At 68.2% G+C, this 16,781-nt stretch carries 11 protein-coding genes; 2 read left to right on the top strand and 9 right to left on the bottom strand.

What is annotated here, in order from left to right; all coding sequences use genetic code 11:
* Nucleotides 1-184 precede the first annotated feature (184 nt).
* Nucleotides 185-2,530 (top strand): putative bifunctional diguanylate cyclase/phosphodiesterase, encoded by a 2,346-nt coding sequence (locus FWJ24_RS12400; protein WP_166443700.1) that lies wholly within the window; start codon nucleotides 185-187, stop codon nucleotides 2,528-2,530.
* Here the strand turns inward: FWJ24_RS12400 and rfbA are convergent.
* Genes rfbA through rfbB form a run of 3 tightly spaced genes read right to left on the bottom strand, consistent with a single transcriptional unit; the run spans nucleotide 2,500 to nucleotide 5,373 of the window.
* The gene (rfbA, locus tag FWJ24_RS12395; RefSeq protein WP_150288160.1) at nucleotides 2,500-3,384 is read right to left on the bottom strand and encodes a glucose-1-phosphate thymidylyltransferase RfbA; all 885 of its coding nucleotides are present in this window, start codon (nucleotides 3,382-3,384) and stop codon (nucleotides 2,500-2,502) included. The two genes, FWJ24_RS12400 and rfbA, sit on opposite strands and share 31 nt — an antisense overlap.
* Nucleotides 3,381-4,337 carry a dTDP-4-dehydrorhamnose reductase gene (gene rfbD / locus FWJ24_RS12390; RefSeq protein WP_342788616.1) on the bottom strand — a complete coding sequence of 319 codons (957 nt, stop codon included), beginning with the start codon at nucleotides 4,335-4,337 and terminating at the stop codon, nucleotides 3,381-3,383. The genes rfbA and rfbD overlap by 4 nt, the downstream gene beginning before the upstream one ends.
* Nucleotides 4,297-5,373 carry a dTDP-glucose 4,6-dehydratase gene (gene rfbB, locus FWJ24_RS12385; RefSeq protein WP_150288159.1) on the bottom strand — a complete coding sequence of 359 codons (1,077 nt, stop codon included), beginning with the start codon at nucleotides 5,371-5,373 and terminating at the stop codon, nucleotides 4,297-4,299. The genes rfbD and rfbB overlap by 41 nt, the downstream gene beginning before the upstream one ends.
* 150 nt (nucleotides 5,374-5,523) lie before the next feature.
* On the opposite strand from rfbB, the gene FWJ24_RS12380 reads away from it, so the two are divergent.
* Nucleotides 5,524-6,945 (top strand): mannose-1-phosphate guanylyltransferase/mannose-6-phosphate isomerase, encoded by a 1,422-nt coding sequence (locus FWJ24_RS12380; protein ID WP_150288158.1) that lies wholly within the window; start codon nucleotides 5,524-5,526, stop codon nucleotides 6,943-6,945.
* A 6-nt stretch (nucleotides 6,946-6,951) separates the two neighbouring features.
* Here FWJ24_RS12380 and rfbC read toward each other — a convergent pair whose 3' ends face one another.
* The 6 genes from rfbC to FWJ24_RS12350 all read right to left on the bottom strand — a co-directional run bounded on the left by rfbC (nucleotide 6,952) and on the right by FWJ24_RS12350 (nucleotide 16,688).
* The gene (gene rfbC / locus FWJ24_RS12375; RefSeq protein WP_246155674.1) at nucleotides 6,952-7,503 is read right to left on the bottom strand and encodes a dTDP-4-dehydrorhamnose 3,5-epimerase; all 552 of its coding nucleotides are present in this window, start codon (nucleotides 7,501-7,503) and stop codon (nucleotides 6,952-6,954) included.
* Between the two features lie 62 nt (nucleotides 7,504-7,565).
* Nucleotides 7,566-8,468, bottom strand: coding sequence for a transglutaminase-like cysteine peptidase (locus FWJ24_RS12370; protein ID WP_246155680.1), 903 nt, complete (start codon nucleotides 8,466-8,468; stop codon nucleotides 7,566-7,568).
* A 46-nt stretch (nucleotides 8,469-8,514) separates the two neighbouring features.
* Nucleotides 8,515-9,828, bottom strand: coding sequence for an HlyD family type I secretion periplasmic adaptor subunit (locus FWJ24_RS12365; protein WP_150288156.1), 1,314 nt, complete (start codon nucleotides 9,826-9,828; stop codon nucleotides 8,515-8,517).
* Nucleotides 9,825-12,050 (bottom strand): type I secretion system permease/ATPase, encoded by a 2,226-nt coding sequence (locus FWJ24_RS12360; protein ID WP_246155673.1) that lies wholly within the window; start codon nucleotides 12,048-12,050, stop codon nucleotides 9,825-9,827. The genes FWJ24_RS12365 and FWJ24_RS12360 overlap by 4 nt, the downstream gene beginning before the upstream one ends.
* Nucleotides 12,040-13,446 (bottom strand): TolC family outer membrane protein, encoded by a 1,407-nt coding sequence (locus FWJ24_RS12355; RefSeq protein WP_150288155.1) that lies wholly within the window; start codon nucleotides 13,444-13,446, stop codon nucleotides 12,040-12,042. The genes FWJ24_RS12360 and FWJ24_RS12355 overlap by 11 nt, the downstream gene beginning before the upstream one ends.
* Nucleotides 13,447-13,595: 149 nt before the next feature.
* Nucleotides 13,596-16,688, bottom strand: a complete 3,093-nt coding sequence (locus FWJ24_RS12350) for a VCBS domain-containing protein (protein WP_150288154.1) — start codon at nucleotides 16,686-16,688, stop codon at nucleotides 13,596-13,598.
* Between the last annotated feature and the right edge of the window lie 93 nt (nucleotides 16,689-16,781).

Here is a 16,781-nt window from a genome sequence, read left to right as displayed (position 1 = left end):
GGGGCCGGCATTTCGAAGCGCGCCGCCGCCCAGGATTGGGCCTCTTCCGCTTCGCGCGCTCGGATTGCCGATTCTTTTAACTTCCCGTGTTAGATCGATTCCAAATGGCCAGAGAACCAGAGCCAGCGAGACCGAACGGGGAATGATGAGATCCGCATCCGAGGGGGCCGCTGCGCCACTTACAATGCAAGAACCCTCGGATCCGCGCCGCCACGACAGCGCCGCACGTGTGCGCGCGAACCAGATCCGCGGGATCATGCGCTTCACGCCCCTAGCGGCGATCGCCAATTGTTTCAATGCCGTGCTCGTCGCCTATGTCGCGCTGCCGGTGGCGGATTGGCGTGTGCTGGTGTTGTGGCTCGCCGCGATCGGGATCGTGATGGGACTGGCGCTCAGGACCTGGTTCGTCGCGAAACGCCGGCCGGCGCGCCAGACCGCCTCGCCGCGCGCGATCCAGCGTGCGACGCTCCAGGCGTCCGTCCTCGCCCTGCTCTGGGGTGTCGTGCCCGTCCTGTGGTTCCCCGGATCCGACCCCTTCGCCCGGATGGTGATGGGCATGGTCGTCACCGGCATGATCTGCGCCGGCGGATTCGCGCTCGCGACGGTGGCGCGCGCCGCGGTAACCTATGTAAGCATTCTCGGGGCAGCCGCGATCATCGGACTCGGGCTTTCCCAGGCGCCTTACGCGCTGGTGCTCGGCTTCCTGCTGGCGAGCTATTGTACCGTGGTGCTCAAATCGGTGGAATCCACCGCCACCCTGTTCGCGGACCAGTTCCGGACGACGATCGAACTGCGCGAACGCGGCGAACTCATCGAATTGCTGCTCGCGGAATTCCAGGACAACGCCTCGGACTGGCTGTTCGAAACCGATGCAACCGGGACGATCACCAAGCATTCCGCGCGATTCTCGGTGGTGGCAGGCCGCGAGTTGGCGGGGCTTTCCGGTATCGATTTCGCGGATCTGCTTGCGCCATCCGCTGCAGCGGCATGGTCGCGGGCGCTGGAGGCCGGGCAGCCGTTCCGGGATCTCGTCGTCGAGACGCGCGGCGCCACACCGCATTGGTGGTCGCTCACGGCGCGGCCGATCTTCGACGAAAGCAGGAGGATCACCGGCTGGCGCGGCGTCGGCTCGGACATCACCGAGACCAAGATCGCGCAGGACCGCCTCGCCTATCTCGCAACCACGGACAAGCTCACCGGGTTCATGAATCGCACCGCTTTCGCCGCGCGGGCCGCCGAGGCGCTGGCGGCGGCCGAAGCGGCGGGTGAATGCATCGCCATCGGCATCCTCGATCTCGACGAGTTCAAGCAGGTCAACGATACGCTGGGCCATGCCGCAGGCGACAGGCTGCTCCATGCCGTGGCGCGCGATCTGATGGCGGCGGCGGGTGCGAGAATCGAGATCGCGCGGCTCGGCGGCGACGAATTCGGCGTGCTGTTCCTGTCCGATCCCGGCGAAACCACGATCGACCGGGCCAGACGGCTGATCGGCGCGCTCGCGCATCCCTACGCAATCGACGGCGAGACGGTGACGGTCGGCGCCAGCATCGGCATCGCCCATGGCCCGAGGGATGGCGCGGATATCGACATGCTGATGCGCAACGCCGATGTCGCGCTCTACCGCGCCAAGGCCGAGGGCGGCGGCATGCCCATGGTCTACGATGCGGCGATGCATCGCGAGGCCGAGGAACAGCGCCGGCTCAAGGAGGATCTCGCCCTGGCGCTGGCACGCGGGGAGATCAGCCTCGCCTATCAGCCGGTCGTCGATGTTGCGACCAACCGCACGATCGGCTTCGAGGCACTGGCGCGCTGGACACAGCCGGAGCGCGGCGAGGTCTCGCCCGCAACCTTCGTTCCGATTGCCGAGCGCTCGGGGCTCATCACCGTGATCGGCGCCTTCGTCCTGCGCGAGGCATGCCGAGCAGCCGCCGGCTGGCCGGGAGATCTGTGGGTTTCGGTCAATGTCTCCCCGGTGCAGATCGCGCGGGCGGACATGGCCGGCGCGGTGCGGCAGGCGCTGGCGCTGACGGGCCTGCCGGCGAACCGGCTCGAACTCGAGATCACCGAAACGGTGTTCCTCCGCCACGAGGCGGAAACCATGGCCTTCATCCAGGCCGCGCGAGCGATGGGCGTGACCATCACCCTCGACGATTTCGGCACAGGCTATTCGGCACTCGGCTATCTCGGCCGCTTTCCGCTCGACAAGATCAAGATCGACCGCACCTTCGTCACGGGTCCGATCCCGCTCGCGCGGCGCTCGGCGATCATGCAGGCGATCATCGGCATGGCGCGCGGGCTTGGCATGACGACAACCGCCGAGGGCGTCGAGGACGAGAGCGTCCTCGCCTGGCTGCGGCTGCATGGTTGCACGCTCGCACAAGGCTATCATTTCGCGCGGCCGATGCCGGCAAGCGAAATCCCGGCCTATCTGGCGCGCGAGGAAACCGGGCTGCGTCTGGCGGCACCGGCGCGGATCGCCCGGGCCGCCCGAGCAGCGCGTCATCCGGCGGGGTCAGCCGTCCGGAGATAGGCGCCGTAATCCGAACGGCCGAGCGCTTCGCCGAGCGCCATCAGTTCGGCGCGGGAGATGAAGCCCTTCTGGTAGGCCACCTCCTCGGGGCAGCAGATCCGCACCCCCTGGCGATGCTCCAGCGCGCGGACGAAATTCACCGCATCGGCCATGGATTCCGGCGTGCCCGTATCGAGCCAGGCATAGCCGCGCCCCATGCGCTCGACATGCAGCGCCCCGGCTTCGAGATAGGCGCGGTTGACATCGGTGATCTCCAGTTCGCCGCGCGCCGAGGGCCGGATCGCGCGCGCGATCTCGCAGACGCGCTCGTCGTAGAAATAGAGCCCCGTCACCGCCCAATTGGACGGCGGATTGCGCGGTTTTTCCTCGATCGCGACCGGCCGGCCGGCGGGATCGAACGCCACGACACCGTAGCGCTCGGGATCGGCGACGCGATAGGCGAAGACCGTCGCGCCCTCGCGGCGCGCGCCGGCATGATCGAGCAGATCGGTGAGGCCGTGGCCATGATAGATGTTGTCGCCGAGGATCAGCGCCGAGGGATGGCCGCGGACGAAGGATTCGCCGATGATGAAGGCTTGGGCGAGCCCGTCCGGGCTCGGCTGTTCGGCATAGCGGAGGCGGATGCCCCATTTCGTGCCATCGCCAAGCAGCCGTTCGAAGAGCGGCAGGTCATGCGGCGTGGTGATGACGAGGATATCCCGGATCCCGGCCAGCATCAGCACCGAAAGGGGATAATAGATCATCGGCTTGTCGTAGATCGGCAGCAATTGCTTCGAGACCACGAGGGTCATCGGGTGCAGCCGCGTGCCGGCGCCGCCGGCGAGAATGATGCCCTTGCGTGCGCGTTCGCTCATGCCGTGCCGGTCCTTCCGCTAAGCCCTGCCGGGCCGATCCTGTCGAGGCAGCGCGCGAGCGCGTCGCGCCAATCCGGCAGCCGCACCCCGAATGCCCGCGCGATCCGGCGGCAATCGAGCCGTGAATCGGCCGGGCGCGGCGCGGGAAGCGGATATTCCGCCGTGGTGACGGGCAGAACCCGCGCCGCCTTCAGGCCGCGCTGCGCCGCGCCGGCGAAGATCGCCTCGGCGAAGCCGGCCCGGCTCGCCTCGCCGCTCCCGGCGAGATGGTAGAGGCCGAAACGCGGATCGCCCTCGGCCATCGCCACAACGGCCGGCGCAAGCCGGAGGATCGCCTCCGCGAGATCGGCGGCAGAGGTCGGCGAGCCGATCTGATCGGCGACGACGGGGATCTCCGGACGCGTTTCGGCCAGCCGCAGCATGGCGGTGACGAAATTCGCGCGGGCATGATCGTAGAGCCAGGCCGTGCGCAGCACGAGATGGCGCGGATTGCCGGCCGCGACCGCGATCTCGCCCTCGCGCTTGGTCCGGCCATAGGCAGAAAGCGGCGCGACCGGGTCGCTCTCGTCGTAGGGCGCGGATTTGCGGCCGTCGAAGACATAATCTGTCGATATCTGGATGATGGGGATGCCGGCCCGCGCCGCCGCAAACGCGAGGCGGCCGGGGGCAAGGGCGTTGATGCGGCGGGCAAGATCCGGCTCGCGCTCCGCCGCATCCACGCCCGTATAGGCAGCGGCGTTGACGAGCAGGTCCGGCCGCGCCGCGGCAAGGAGCGTCTCGATCGCATCCGGCGCCGCGAGATCGAGCGCTGGCCGCCCGAAGCGGATGAGTTCATGCGCCGCGCCCGCCGCCTCGGCGAGGGCCGAGACGAGCTGGCCGCTGTTTCCGGTGACCGCGATGCGCATCGCCGGATCACCCGGCCGGAACGGCGGCGCCGAGGCGCTCGCCGGCATAGACGCGCTCGCGCAGCGGCCGCCACCACCATTCATTGTCGAGATACCAGCGCAGCGTGCGCGCGAGGCCGCTCTCGAAATCCTCGACGGCATGCCAGCCGAGTTCCCGCTCGGTCGCGGAGGGATCGATCGCATAGCGCAGATCGTGGCCAGGCCGATCCGCGACATGGGTGATGAGCCGGGCATGCGGCGCGCCCTGCGGCCGCAGCCGGTCGAGCGCATGGCAGATCGCGACGACCACATCGATATTGCGCCGTTCGGCGCGGCCGCCGATCAGGTAGGTCGCGCCGGGCCGGCCGGCGCGCAGCACCCCGAGCAGGGCGCGGGCGTGATCCTCGACATGGAGCCAGTCCCGCACCTGGGTGCCGGCGCCGTAGACCGGCAGCGGGCGCCCCTCCAGCGCGTTGAGAACCATCAGCGGGATCAGCTTTTCAGGGAACTGGAAGGGCCCGTAATTGTTCGAGCAGTTTGTCACGATCACCGGCAGGCCGTGGGTGCGGTGCCAGGCGCGGGCAAGGTGATCGCCGGCGGCCTTCGTCGCCGCATAGGGCGAGGAGGGGTCGTAGGGGCTCGCGGCGTCGAAGGCCCCCGTTGCCCCAAGCGAACCGTAGACTTCGTCGGTCGAGACCTGGATGAAGCGGAACGCCGCCCGACGCGCCGGGGCGAGCGCGACCCAATGCGCCCGCGCCGCCTCCAGCATGGCGAAAGTGCCGACGACATTGGTCTCGACGAAGGCGCGAGCGCCGTCGATCGAGCGGTCGACATGGCTCTCGGCGGCGAGATGCAGCACCGCATCCGGGTCGAAATCGGCCATGAGCCGCCGCATGGCGTCGAGATCGGCGATATCCTGCCGCACGAAAGAATAGCTGGGATGATCCTCGATGGCGCGCAATGCCGCGAGACTGCCGGCATAGGTCAGCTTGTCGACATTGAGCACGGCGATTCCCGCCTCGCCGACAAGAAGCCGGCAAAGCGCGGAGCCGATGAAGCCGGCGCCGCCTGTCACGAGAACGCGCGGGATCGGATGTTCTTTCATGTCTCCGGCGGATTGTATCGATCGCGTCAAACCAATGCCATTGAGCCACGACTAGATTGCGGCTCGTCGATCGCCCTGTTCTTGCTATACGAGTGAGCCGGTTCCCGCCAGAACCCTGTCCAGCGTTTCGAAGCCAGGTTGAGCATCTCCATGCAAGCGTCGTTTCCGTCCATCCGCCCCGTCATCATGTGCGGAGGCTCCGGCACCCGCCTGTGGCCCGCCTCGCGGGAGGCGTTCCCCAAGCAGTTCGCGCCGCTTCTCGGCGACCGCTCGACCTTCCAGGAGACATTGCTGCGCGTCAACGATCCGGCACTCTTCGGCCGGCCGCTGGTGATCACGAACAAGGCGCATCGCTTCGTCGTCGAGCGGCAGATGCACGAGATCGGCATCGCGGGGGATGTGCTCCTGGAGCCGGTGGCGCGCGATTCGGCGCCGGCGATCATCGCCTCGAGCCTGCATGTCGCCAGCCATGACCCGGAGGCGATGGTGATGGTGCTCGCCGCCGACCACATGGTGCTTGATCCTCCCGGCTTCAGGGCCGCAGCGGCGGCGGGACGCGCGGCCGCGATGCAGGGCGCGATCGTGACCTTCGGCATCGTGCCGGCCGGCCCGGCCACGGGCTACGGCTATATCGAGGCGGGCGAGATCACCGCCGCGCCGGCGCGCCGGGTGGCGCGCTTCGTGGAGAAGCCGGACCGCGCCACGGCCGAGCGCTATGTCGCCGAGGGCTTTCTGTGGAATTCGGGCAATTTCCTGTTCCGCCCCGAGATCGTGCTGGCGGAATACGAGCGCAACGATCCGGAAAGCCTTGCCGCGATCCGCGAGGCCCTCACCCGGGCGAACCGCGATCTCGGCGCGCCGGTGTTCGACGAGGACAGTTTCCTGCGCGCGCGCAAGACCTCCTTCGATTACGCGGTGATGGAGAAAACCACCCGCGCGGCGGTGGTGGCGGGGGATTTCGGCTGGTCGGATATCGGCGGCTGGGATGCGCTGTGGGGCATCACCGCGCAGGACCAGCACGGGAATGCGGCGCGGGGCGACGCGCTCTTCACGGATTCGGAGGGCTGCTACGTTTCGAGCGAGGATCAGCTCGTCACGACGCTGGGGCTCAAGGATGTCGTGGTCGTCGCGACCCGCGACGCGGTGCTGGTGGCGGACAAGGGCCGGACCGGCGAGGTCAAGGGCGTGGTCGAGACGCTGCGCAAGCAGGGCCGCAGCGAGGCGAGCCACCATGCCCGCGTCTATCGCCCCTGGGGCTGGTACCAGACGCTCGAATTGCAGGACCGGTTTCAGGTCAAGCGGATCGTGGTCTATCCCGGCGGGCGGCTCTCCCTCCAGAAGCATTTTCACCGCGCCGAGCACTGGGTCGTTGTCCGGGGAACCGCGCGAGTGACGGTCAACGAGACGGTGAACGATCTCACCGAGAACCAATCGACCTATATCCCGCTCGGCGCCGTTCACCGGCTCGAGAATCCCGGCCTGATCGATGTCGAGATCATCGAGGTGCAGACCGGCGCCTATCTCGGCGAGGACGATATCGTCCGGCTGGAGGACGCCTATCAGCGCGCCTGAGCGATCTCAGAACAGCGGCGGCAGGTCGCGCAGGCGCGGGGCCTGCCTGTCCTTCCCGGACAGGACCAGTTCCGCCTCCGGAAAGGGCCAGGCGATCGCGAGATCGGGATCGTTCCAGGCCACCGCGCCGTCATGTGCGGGGCTGTAGGGCTGCGTCACCTTGTAGAGCAGCTCGGTCTCGGGTTCGAGCGTGCAATAGCCGTGCAGGAAGCCCGGCGGCACCCAGAGCTGATGCCAGTTCCGGGCGCTGAGCTCCACCGCGACATGGCGGCCATAGCCGGGCGAATCGCGGCGGATATCGACCGCGACATCCAGCACCGCGCCGCGGATCACGCGAACCAGCTTGCCCTGCGCCATTGGCGGGGCCTGGACATGCAGGCCGCGCAAGGTGCCTTTTGCCGCCGAGACAGCGTGATTGTCCTGCACGAAGGTCATTGGCCCGATTGCGGCCGCGAAAAGATCGGCACGGAACGTCTCGCAGAACAGCCCGCGCGCATCGCCAAGCCGACGCGGCACGATCAGCACCGGGCCCTCGATCGCCAGGGGATGAAATTCCACGCGCGCCTCCCGCTCCATCCGCAGCCGGAAGATCACATCCCGCCGAAGCCGGCAAGCAGGGCTCAGAGCATGCCGAGCCGCAACTGAGGCTCACGGCGGGCCGGCGGCATCGCGACCAGCATCGCCTGGCCGCTCTCGTCGACCGTCGCGATGACCCGGATCGCGGTATAATCCGCCTCGCGCGCGAGGCCGCCGCGCTTGTTGTCGAGAAACAGCCATTCGCCCGCATGGCGCACGGCCAGGATCGCGTGATACTGGCCGGATACCGTCTCGAACAGCGCAACGAGGCGCATATCCGCAGGATCGGTGCCGAGGCTGCGCAGCATCATGTATTTGGCGATCACGTAATCCTCGCAATCGCCGGCGCGTTCCACCGATTCGAGCGGGCTCGCCCAGTAATCGGCGACGCCGTTGATCTGGAAATCGGTCGCGTAATGGATCGAACGGTTGAGCGCGGCATGGACATGGTCGATGCGGTCGATCCCGTGGCGTCGCGCCGCCTCCTCGCGGATCCGGAGCCATTTCGCCGCGCCTGCATGGCGGCAGGAACCGGCGGCGCAGCCGGCGATCACGGCCTCGTCGCGCGCCCAGCGCAGGGCCATGCCCTTCCATTTGGCGGCGAGATCACCGCCCGGAACCGGGAAGGCCACCGCACCGAGGATCGTCTCGACGGGCACATCCGGCGCATGGAGCCGCAGGCCGAGATCGCGGGCAGCGGGAACGGTCTCCCCGTCGAGAGCGGCGGGAACGGCTCCAACCGCCTGCCCGACGGGCAGCGCGCCGCCGGCTCGGAGCGCCGCGAGGCGATCGGCGATCGTGAAGAAGACAAGCCCCTGCGCGGGCGGCGCGGTGGGCGCGGGCCGGCGCGCCGGTCCTTGCGCGGTCGCGGGGCCCAGCAGCGCGGCCAGGGCGAGCGCAAACAGCAGCACGCGGCAAGCCGCGCGCGAAAGCGTGAGATTACGCATCGACGACACCCCGTTTCCTCGGGGCGACGCCTGTTCTCAGGCTTGTCTAGCGCTCTCGGAGCGCCTCGTCCCGAAGTAATCTTGCAGGCTTAAGCAAGTACGTCAGGACGCTTTTCCGGCCGGTTAATATTTCCACCTGCGCGATCATTCCTGGAAGAATCGGTAAAGAATTGGCTTCTGTTCCAAGGTGATTTTTATCTGTCTGGATGACAACACGATAGAACGCCTCTCCGCGCGGGTCGGTGGTCGTATCGGCACTGACCCGCTCGACCGTTCCGGGAATCGAGCCGAACAGCGCGCTGTCATAGGCCGTGATCTTGACCACGGCCGCCTGCTTCGGGCGGATGAAGCCGATATCCTGCGGCCGGACGCGCGCCTCGACCAGCAGGGTATCGTCGAGCGGCACGATCTCGACCAGCGTCGCCGCCGGCTGCACCACCGCGCCGATCGTCGTGACATTGACCTTGTTGACAATGCCGCGCACCGGCGCGCGCAATTCGGTGCGGCGCACCCGATCCTCCGCGGCGCGCAGGCTCTCGTCGAGCACGGCGAGATCGGCGCGCGTCTTGGCAAGATCTTCCTCGGCGCTGGCGCGGAAAGCCAGGATCGCGCCCTCGCGCCGCGCCTGTGCCTCGCGGATCGCACCTTCCGCCCGCGTCAGGCTGGCGCGCGTCACGTCGATCTGGCCGTTGAGTTCGGCCAGCTGGCGCTCCAGCCGCAGCATCTCGATCTCCGGCACGACCCGGTCGCCGTAGAGGCGGCGGGTGATGGCGAGTTCGCGCTCCAGGAGCGGTTTCGAACTGGCGAGGCGACGCGCCTGCGCATCGAGTTCGTCCTTCTCGCGGCCTTTCTGCTGGGCCTGCTGGTCGAGCACCTCCAGATCCTGCAGGAGCTTGCGGATCCGCGCCTCGTAGAGCGCGCGCTCGGCCTGTGCCGCGGCGGGATCGGTGCCCTCGGGCAGGACAAGCGCGCCGGGGCCGGCCCATTTCGCCTCCTGGTCGAGCCGGGCAAGCCGCGCGCGCAGCGCCGCGCGCCGTTCCCGCGCCTCTCCGAATTGCGCGCCGAACACGGTATCATCGATCCGCATCAGGATGTCGCCCGGCTTGACCACCTGCCCTTCCGCAACCAGGATCTCCTGGATGAGCCCGCCCTCCAGCGATTGCACGATCTGCATCTGCCGCGAGGGGATCACCCTGGCGGTCGCGCGGGTGACCTCGTCGATGATCGCGAAATGGGCCCAGACCAGCGCCACCACCAGAAAGGCGAGGCTGGCGCGGATGATCAGGACGAGCGTGCGCGGCGTCTGGAGTTCGGTGGCGGCGCGCAGATCATTGGCGAAGGCAAAATCGGAAGGTCTCACGGTGCCCCCTCCGATGCCGCCCCCGCCTTGCGGGCCGCCGCGCCGCCGCGGGCATTGAGCGCATTCAGCACTTCATCGCGCGGACCGTCCGCCACCACACGGCCGGCATCGAAGACGAGGATCCGGTCAACGATGCGCAGCAGCGAAACCCGATGGGTCGAGACGATGAGCGTCGTGCCGGCCTGCATGAGCGCGATGCGCTCGCAGAATTCCGCCTCCGAGCGCAAATCGAGGGCGCTGGTCGGCTCGTCGAGGAACAGGATCCGCGGCTTGCGGATCAGCGCGCGCGCGAGCGCGATCGCCTGGCGCTGGCCGCCGGAAACGCTGCGCCCGCCCTCGGCGATCGGCAATTCGTAGCCGAGCGGGGATTGCCGCGCGAAACTCTCGACGCCGGCCAGCCGCGCCGCCGCGATCACCTCCTCGTCGCGCGCGTCGGGGCGGCCGATGGTGATGTTCTCGCGCAGGGTGCCGTGCAGCAATTCGCAATCCTGCATCACGAAGCCGAGCCCGGCGCGCAGGTCGGCGGGGTCGTATTGCCGGAGATCGACGCCGTCCACCAGGATGCGCCCCTCCACCGGTTCGTAGAAGCCGGAGGCCAGCTTGCCGACCGTCGTCTTGCCGGAACCGATACGCCCGACGATGCCGACCCGCTCGCCGGGGCAGATCGCAAAGCTCACGCCCTTCAACGCGTCGGTTTCCGCATCGGGATAGCGGAAGCGCACATTCTCGAAGGCGAGCGCGCCCTCGCGCACCTGCCGGGCGACGAAGACCCGGCCGGGCGGACGTTCCACCGGCAGCGCCATCAGCGCATCGATCGCGCGCAGGGCGTGCAGGGTGCGGACGCCGCGCGTCAGCACCGCGGCGAGATTGCCGACCGGCGCCAGGATGCGGCCGACGAGCATATTGGCCGCCACCAGCGCGCCCATGGTGATCTGGTTGTCGAGCACGAGGAACACGCCCCAGACGATCACCAGCAGGGAGGCGATGTTCTGCGCCGTGGCGGTCAATGTCAGGCTCAGGGTGGAGAGGTGATGCACGGCCTCGGTGGCGCGGGCCGAGGCCGCGACCGAACGTTCCCAATGGGTCTGGACGCGGTTCTCGGCGCCGAGCGCGCGGATCATCTCCAGGCCGCCGATCGCCTCGACCAGAATGCCGTGCCGTGCCGCCGCCTCGGCCTGCACATCGCGCACGGCGCGGTCGAGCGGACGCTGGATCAGGAAGCCGATACCGAGCACCACCGGCAGCAGCAGCAGCGGGATCAGCGCCAGGGGGCCGACGATCAGGAACATCACCGCGATGAACAACACGGCGAAGGCGAGATCGGTGGCGGAGATCACGGTGCCGGAGGTGAAGAATTCGCGCACGCTCTCGAATTCGCGGATCTGGTTGGCGAGCACGCCGGCCGAGCGCGGCCGGGCCGCAAGCCGCAGCCCGAGGATCTGCGCGAAGAGCCGCGCGGACAGGGTGACATCGATCTGCTTGCTGGTGAGATCGATGACGCGGCTGCGGACCATGCGCAGCACGAAATCGAACACGAAGGCGATGATCACCCCGATCGACAGCGCGACGAGCGACGCGATCGCGCCGTTCGGCAGCACCCGATCATAGACATTCATCACGAAGAGCGGGAAGGCGAGCGCCAGGACATTGATCAGGAAGGCCGCGATCGCCACGTGCAGGTAATTGGCGCGGAAGGCGGCGAGCGTGTCCCAGAACCAGTGCGAGACCCGCGCCGCGCGGATGCCGCCGCGCTCGCCGATCCCCGAGGCCGGGGTAACGAAGAAGGCATAGCCGGAATAGACGGTGGCGAATTCCGCCGCCGGCACGCGCCGCAGCCGCGCCGCTCCGGAGGTCGCCTCGAGAAGATCGGGCTCCAGGAGATCGAGCAGCCCCGTCTCCGCATCCTGTCGCATCAGCACGACGGCGCGGGCGTCGCGGGTGATGAGGATCGCGGGCAGGACGAGATTGGGGATCTCCGCAAGCGCGCGTGCCACAGGCCGTGCAATGAGATCCGCGCGCGCGGCGGCGCGCTCCATCAGCGCCGGCCGCAATTGCCCATCCGTGACCGGCAGCCCGGAAAGCAGCGCGTCCGGGCTGACATCCCGGCCATGATGCCGCGCGACCAAAATCAGCGCATCGAGCAGCGCACCGCCCGGACTTGCGACCGGATCCGGCACGGAAGACGAGCCTGCCGCGCCGGATTCCTCGGTTTCAGCGCGCACCGGCCTTGTTTCCGGCACCGGCCGGCGCCGGCGGCACGAGCTGGAGCGGCGGCATCAGGGCGCCGCCTTCCTTGAGGCCGCGCATCGGATTGGCGGCTTCCGTCGGCAGCGGGGTTCCGACCGCCGCAAGCAAGGTGCCCGAGGCCGCGAGAAGCTGGTAATCCGCGAATATCGCGAGCCCCCTGGCGTTGATAAGCCCGACGGCGGCGTTGTAGCGGGTCTGCTCGGCATTGAGCAGGTCCAGCAGCGTGCGCTGCCCGAGCTGGTATTCGCTCCGATAGGCGCTGACCACGCGCTCGGCCGCGCCCACCTGACCGGAAAGGGCGCGGATGCGGTCGTTCAGCGCGGCGCGCGTCGTCCAGGCGCGATCGATCGATTCGATCGCCTGGCGCTGGAGCAGCGAGAGCCGCATCTGCTGCTCGCCGAGGCGCTCGGTCAGTTCGTTCTGGCGCGCGGTATCGGTGCCGCCGGAATACAGAAGCCACGAGGCGCTCAGCTTGGCGCTGTAATCGTCATAGCGGCCGGTGTAATTCTGCGTGTTCTTGCCATAGGCAGCGCGCCCCTCCAGCGCCACCGTCGGCAGGTTGGTGCCGCGCGCGGCGTCGCGCTGCGCCTCGGCGGCGCTGACATCCGAGCCGGCCGCGCGCAGCGTCGCGTTCTGCTGGACGGCGAGGTTGAGCGCCGCCTGCCGCGAGGCGGGCAAGCCCTTCGGGCGCGCCGGCCAGGCCAGATGAGCCGGCTCACGATCTACGGTCTTGCGGAACAGCGCCACCGCTTCGCCGAGCCGCTGCTGGAGTTCCGCGCGCGCAGCCTCGGCTGCGAGCACGCGCTCCTGCACCTGATCGAGATCGCCGCGACCGGCGCGGCCGCCGGCGAAACGCGCCTGCACATCCGACAGAAGCTGGCGATGCACCGCGATGTTGCGGTTCGCCTGCGCGATCATGTCCTGAAGGCGCAGGATGTCGGTATAGGCTTGCACGGCATCGAGCGCGACCAGTTCGCTGCGCTCCTTGACGCGCCAGGCCGCGGCATCGACTCGCGCCGCCTGCCGCCAGGTCTCGTTGATCGTCTGGAACCCGTCGAAGAGCAGTTGCCGGACGACGACATTCGCCTGTCGGCCATTGGCGAAATCCGCCGAGCGCTCCGAGGCGAGGTTGCTGTCGAATTGCCGGCGCCGCTCGGGGCCGATATCGGCCTGGAGCCGAACCTGCGGCAGCAGGCCGCCTTGCGCCTGGCGCAGCTCGAAATCGGTGGCGCGGCGGTTGGCACTCGCCTCGCGGACCGCCGGATTCGTCGCGACCGCGCGCCGGATGGCGTTCTCCAGTGTAAACTTCTGCGCTTCAGCGGCATTCGCGAAGCCGGCAAGAAGAAGCACAAGTGAAATACGCGTTTTCATGAACGCCTGACCCCTGGCATTTCAAAGTCTACATTGCGCGCAACGTCACGCCGATCAACAGAAACGGACGAATATCCGCCGCTGAAATCATAAATTGACCGGGCTGTTGCTCTGCCGCCATACAGTCGAGCAACCGGAGCGTGCATGCATCAGGTCAACCGGATGTCGGTTGCCGCGACACTGCCGCTCTCGAGTTGTGCCAGCGCCACCGCGCTCCCCGCTCCGCTGCCGTCGGCATCGAAATAGAGCGTCTTCGACGCGGTATCGAACAGGAACCGCTGGTTGGTATCGGTGAAGGCCGTGCCCGAGACGAACCGCGCGGCATCGAGCGTACCGGTATCGGCGCCGCCGACCGCGAGGCCGCCGCCCACGAGCAGGTGATCGATCGCGAACGAGTCGAGGCCGGAGGCGAAATCGGTGATCGTCTCGCGGCCGATCGTGGCGAGATCCTCGTTATAGATCAGCGTGTCATTGCCGCCGCCCGTGGTCACGCGATCATCGCCGGTGCCGAGCACGATCTGGTCGTCGCCCGATCCCGTCACAACGACATCATCCCCGGCGCCGGCATCGACGATGTTGTCCCCGTCCCCGGCATGGATCGTATCGTCGCCGTCATTCGCGAAGATCACATCGTCGCCGGCGCCCGTGGTGATGGTATCCGTTCCGTCTCCGGTGAGGATGTTGTTGTCGCCATCCCCGGTCAGGATCTGGTTGTCGCCGTCGCCGGTGACGATGGCATTGTCGCCGGCGCCAACCTCGATCTCGTTGTCGCCATCGCCGACGAGGATCGTGTTGTCGCCGTCGCCGAGGCGCACGACATTGTCGCCATCCCCGCCATCGACGTGATTGTCGCCGTCGAGGGCCAGGATTTCGTCGTCGCCGTCGCCGCCATCGAGCACGTTGTCGCCGCCGCGGCCGTCGATGACGTCGTCGCCGTCACCGCCGATGATGGTGTTGCGCTGCGCATCGCCGCGCAGGATGTCGTTCAGCGTGCCGCCGGTGATGTTCTCGATATTGACGATCGACTGGAACCCGGTCGCGGTGCCGGCCGCGAGATCGACCTCCACGCGCTCCAGATTGCCGTCATAGCTCAGCATGTCGTCGGCACCGGCGAGCCCGTCGAGCGTGATCCGCTCGATGCTGACGACGTTGCCCGTCGCACCGAAGGCGCCGGACTCGCTGGTCATGCGGTCAACCGTGCCCCCGGCGGTCAGGACCCGGAAGGTATCGTTGGAATCGGTCCCGAGCATGTCGAGCGAATCCGTGCCGTCGCCGCCGTCGAGCAGCGCGTCGGTGCCGTCGCCCGCGCGGTAGATCAGCGTGTCGTCGCCGCCGGCGGCGCGGATCGTGTCGCTGCCCCCCATGCCCTCGATGCGGTCGTCGAACCGGGTGCCGGTGAAGACGTCAAGTCCGGTCGTGTCGCGCACATCGGCGATCACCGGGATATAGGCCGTCGCGACCTGATCGGCGCCGTTCTCGTCGACGACGATGACGCGGATCTCGCGGTCGCTGGTGTCGAGCGCGAAGGTCGTCTCGGTGTTGATGTAGCGCACTTCGCGCAGGAACCGTTCGAGATCGGCCTGGCTCAGCTGCCCAGCGCCATTCTCGAGCCGGATCGTCCGGGCATAGTCGGAATCGGAAGGATGGGTGCCGGAAGCCGACAGGGTGGAACCCGGCGCGGCCCCGGTGAGGACGGAACCCGGAACGTAAAGATAGCCCTTGTCGCCGCTCGCGGTGTTGCGGATCTCGACCTGGATCGAGCGGAACGTGTCGCCATCCGGGTCGGACACGGCGAACTGGAAGGCCGGGCTCGGCGCATCGTCGGTCTGGACGATGGTCGCGCCGTTCGCCGGAAGCAGGGTGGCGGCGGAGCGCGCGGCCTCGGCCGCGGTCAAGCCCTGATAATTCCGTCCGGCGGCCGTCGTGTCGAGGTCGATGAAGGGCTCGTCGTTATAGCCGTTGATGGTCACGGTAACGGTCTGCGTTGCCGTCGCGCCGAATTCGTCGGTCACGGTGGCGAGGAAGGTCTCGGTCACGACCTGCCCGGCCGCAAGCCCGTTGGACCGCGCCTCGTCGAGCGTGTATTGCCATTGCCCGGTGGTGGGATTGATGGTGAAATCGCCGTAGAGCCCGGCCGCATTGCCGGACCAGGTGAGCACGGCGCCGGCATCCACATCCGCGGCGGCGAGCGTGCCGCCGGTGGTGAACGGCCCCGGCGGCGGCCCGACCTCATACCAGCGGCCGTCCTCGGTCACGCTGCCGCGCGCGGCCTCGGAACCGGAGGTGATGACGGGCGCGTCGTTCGTGCCGGTGATCGTTACCGTCAGCTGCGCGGTCGCGCTCTGCCCGCCGACATCGGTGACGGTGTAGGTGAACACCTCCTGGACCACCTGGCCCTGCGCCAGCGCCTGCGTGTCGGTGTCGGCATTGTCGAGCGCGTAGGTGTAGCTGCCATCGGCCGCGAGCGTCAGCGCGCCATAAACCCCCGCGATCGCGGCGCCGACATTGCCGGCGGCGCTCGGAAGAATGCCGGCCTGCACCCCGGTGACGGTGAGGGCCCCGGTTCCGGAATCGTTCGCGGTCACGTTGCCGGAGGCCGCGGCGCTGCCCGCGAACGGCGTGTTGCCCGGGCTTACCCCGGCCTCGCGCACCGCGGCGGAATCATTGGCGGCGACGGGCGCCGACGACGTGCCGGGCAATCCGGGCGGGGTGCTGCCGAACAGATTGCCGCTCGTGCCACCAAAGCTCGACGGCGGCAGGGTGCCGAAGGTCTGTCCGGCAATCTCGGCATCGGGCGTCAGCGCGCTCAGCGGCTGGAGCGCCGAACCGGGAGGCGCGGCGGCAAGGTTGACACCGCCGGAGCCGAGCGGCCCGACATTGATGCCCGCCGCGGTCAGGACCTGCGCATCGTCGGAGATCGGGAACTGGGCGACGAATTGCGCCGCATTCACCATCGTCGAGGCATTGAGCCCGACCTGGACATCCGGCGCGGGCGTGCCGTCGCCCATATAAAGCCCGTCCACGACGACGAACCCGCGATCGGCGAACAGGATCACCAGTCGCGAGCCGAGCTTCACCAGCGTGATGTTCTCGTTGGCGATCTGCGAGAGGTCGAGCGTGTCGCCGGATGCGATGCGGTAAACCTCCGCCGCCCCCGCCTCCGGCTTGCGGAGCGCGATCGTCCGTCCGGCCGCAGCAATCAGCGCCCAGCCATTCTGCGTCGCGGCAAACGATGCAAACATCCGGTTTCTCCAATGCAAAACTCGAAATTTACCTATTATTAATCACGCTGCGAGGTCAAGAAAAAGCAACGCCCCGGTGGTTCCGGGCGCCAG

Origin of the sequence: Rhabdaerophilum calidifontis, from assembly GCF_008641065.1 — a bacterium.
In the GTDB taxonomy this organism is placed as follows: Bacteria; Pseudomonadota; Alphaproteobacteria; order Rhizobiales; family Beijerinckiaceae; genus Rhabdaerophilum; species Rhabdaerophilum calidifontis.
Note: the sequence above shows the minus strand (reverse complement) of the source record. Positions and strands in the feature narration are given on the sequence as shown.

What these genes read in the sequence shown, in the direction of transcription:
- FWJ24_RS12380 (WP_150288158.1), top strand. Translation starts at nt 5,524, where the DNA reads ATGCAAGCGTCGTTTCCGTCCATCCGCCCCGTCATCATGTGCGGAGGC.
- FWJ24_RS12350 (WP_150288154.1), bottom strand. Translation starts at nt 16,688, where the DNA reads ATGTTTGCATCGTTTGCCGCGACGCAGAATGGCTGGGCGCTGATTGCT.
- rfbA (WP_150288160.1), bottom strand. Translation starts at nt 3,384, where the DNA reads ATGAGCGAACGCGCACGCAAGGGCATCATTCTCGCCGGCGGCGCCGGC.
- FWJ24_RS12355 (WP_150288155.1), bottom strand. Translation starts at nt 13,446, where the DNA reads ATGAAAACGCGTATTTCACTTGTGCTTCTTCTTGCCGGCTTCGCGAAT.
- rfbD (WP_342788616.1), bottom strand. Translation starts at nt 4,337, where the DNA reads ATGCCGGCGAGCGCCTCGGCGCCGCCGTTCCGGCCGGGTGATCCGGCG.
- rfbB (WP_150288159.1), bottom strand. Translation starts at nt 5,373, where the DNA reads ATGAAAGAACATCCGATCCCGCGCGTTCTCGTGACAGGCGGCGCCGGC.
- FWJ24_RS12400 (WP_166443700.1), top strand. Translation starts at nt 185, where the DNA reads ATGCAAGAACCCTCGGATCCGCGCCGCCACGACAGCGCCGCACGTGTG.
- FWJ24_RS12370 (WP_246155680.1), bottom strand. Translation starts at nt 8,468, where the DNA reads ATGCGTAATCTCACGCTTTCGCGCGCGGCTTGCCGCGTGCTGCTGTTT.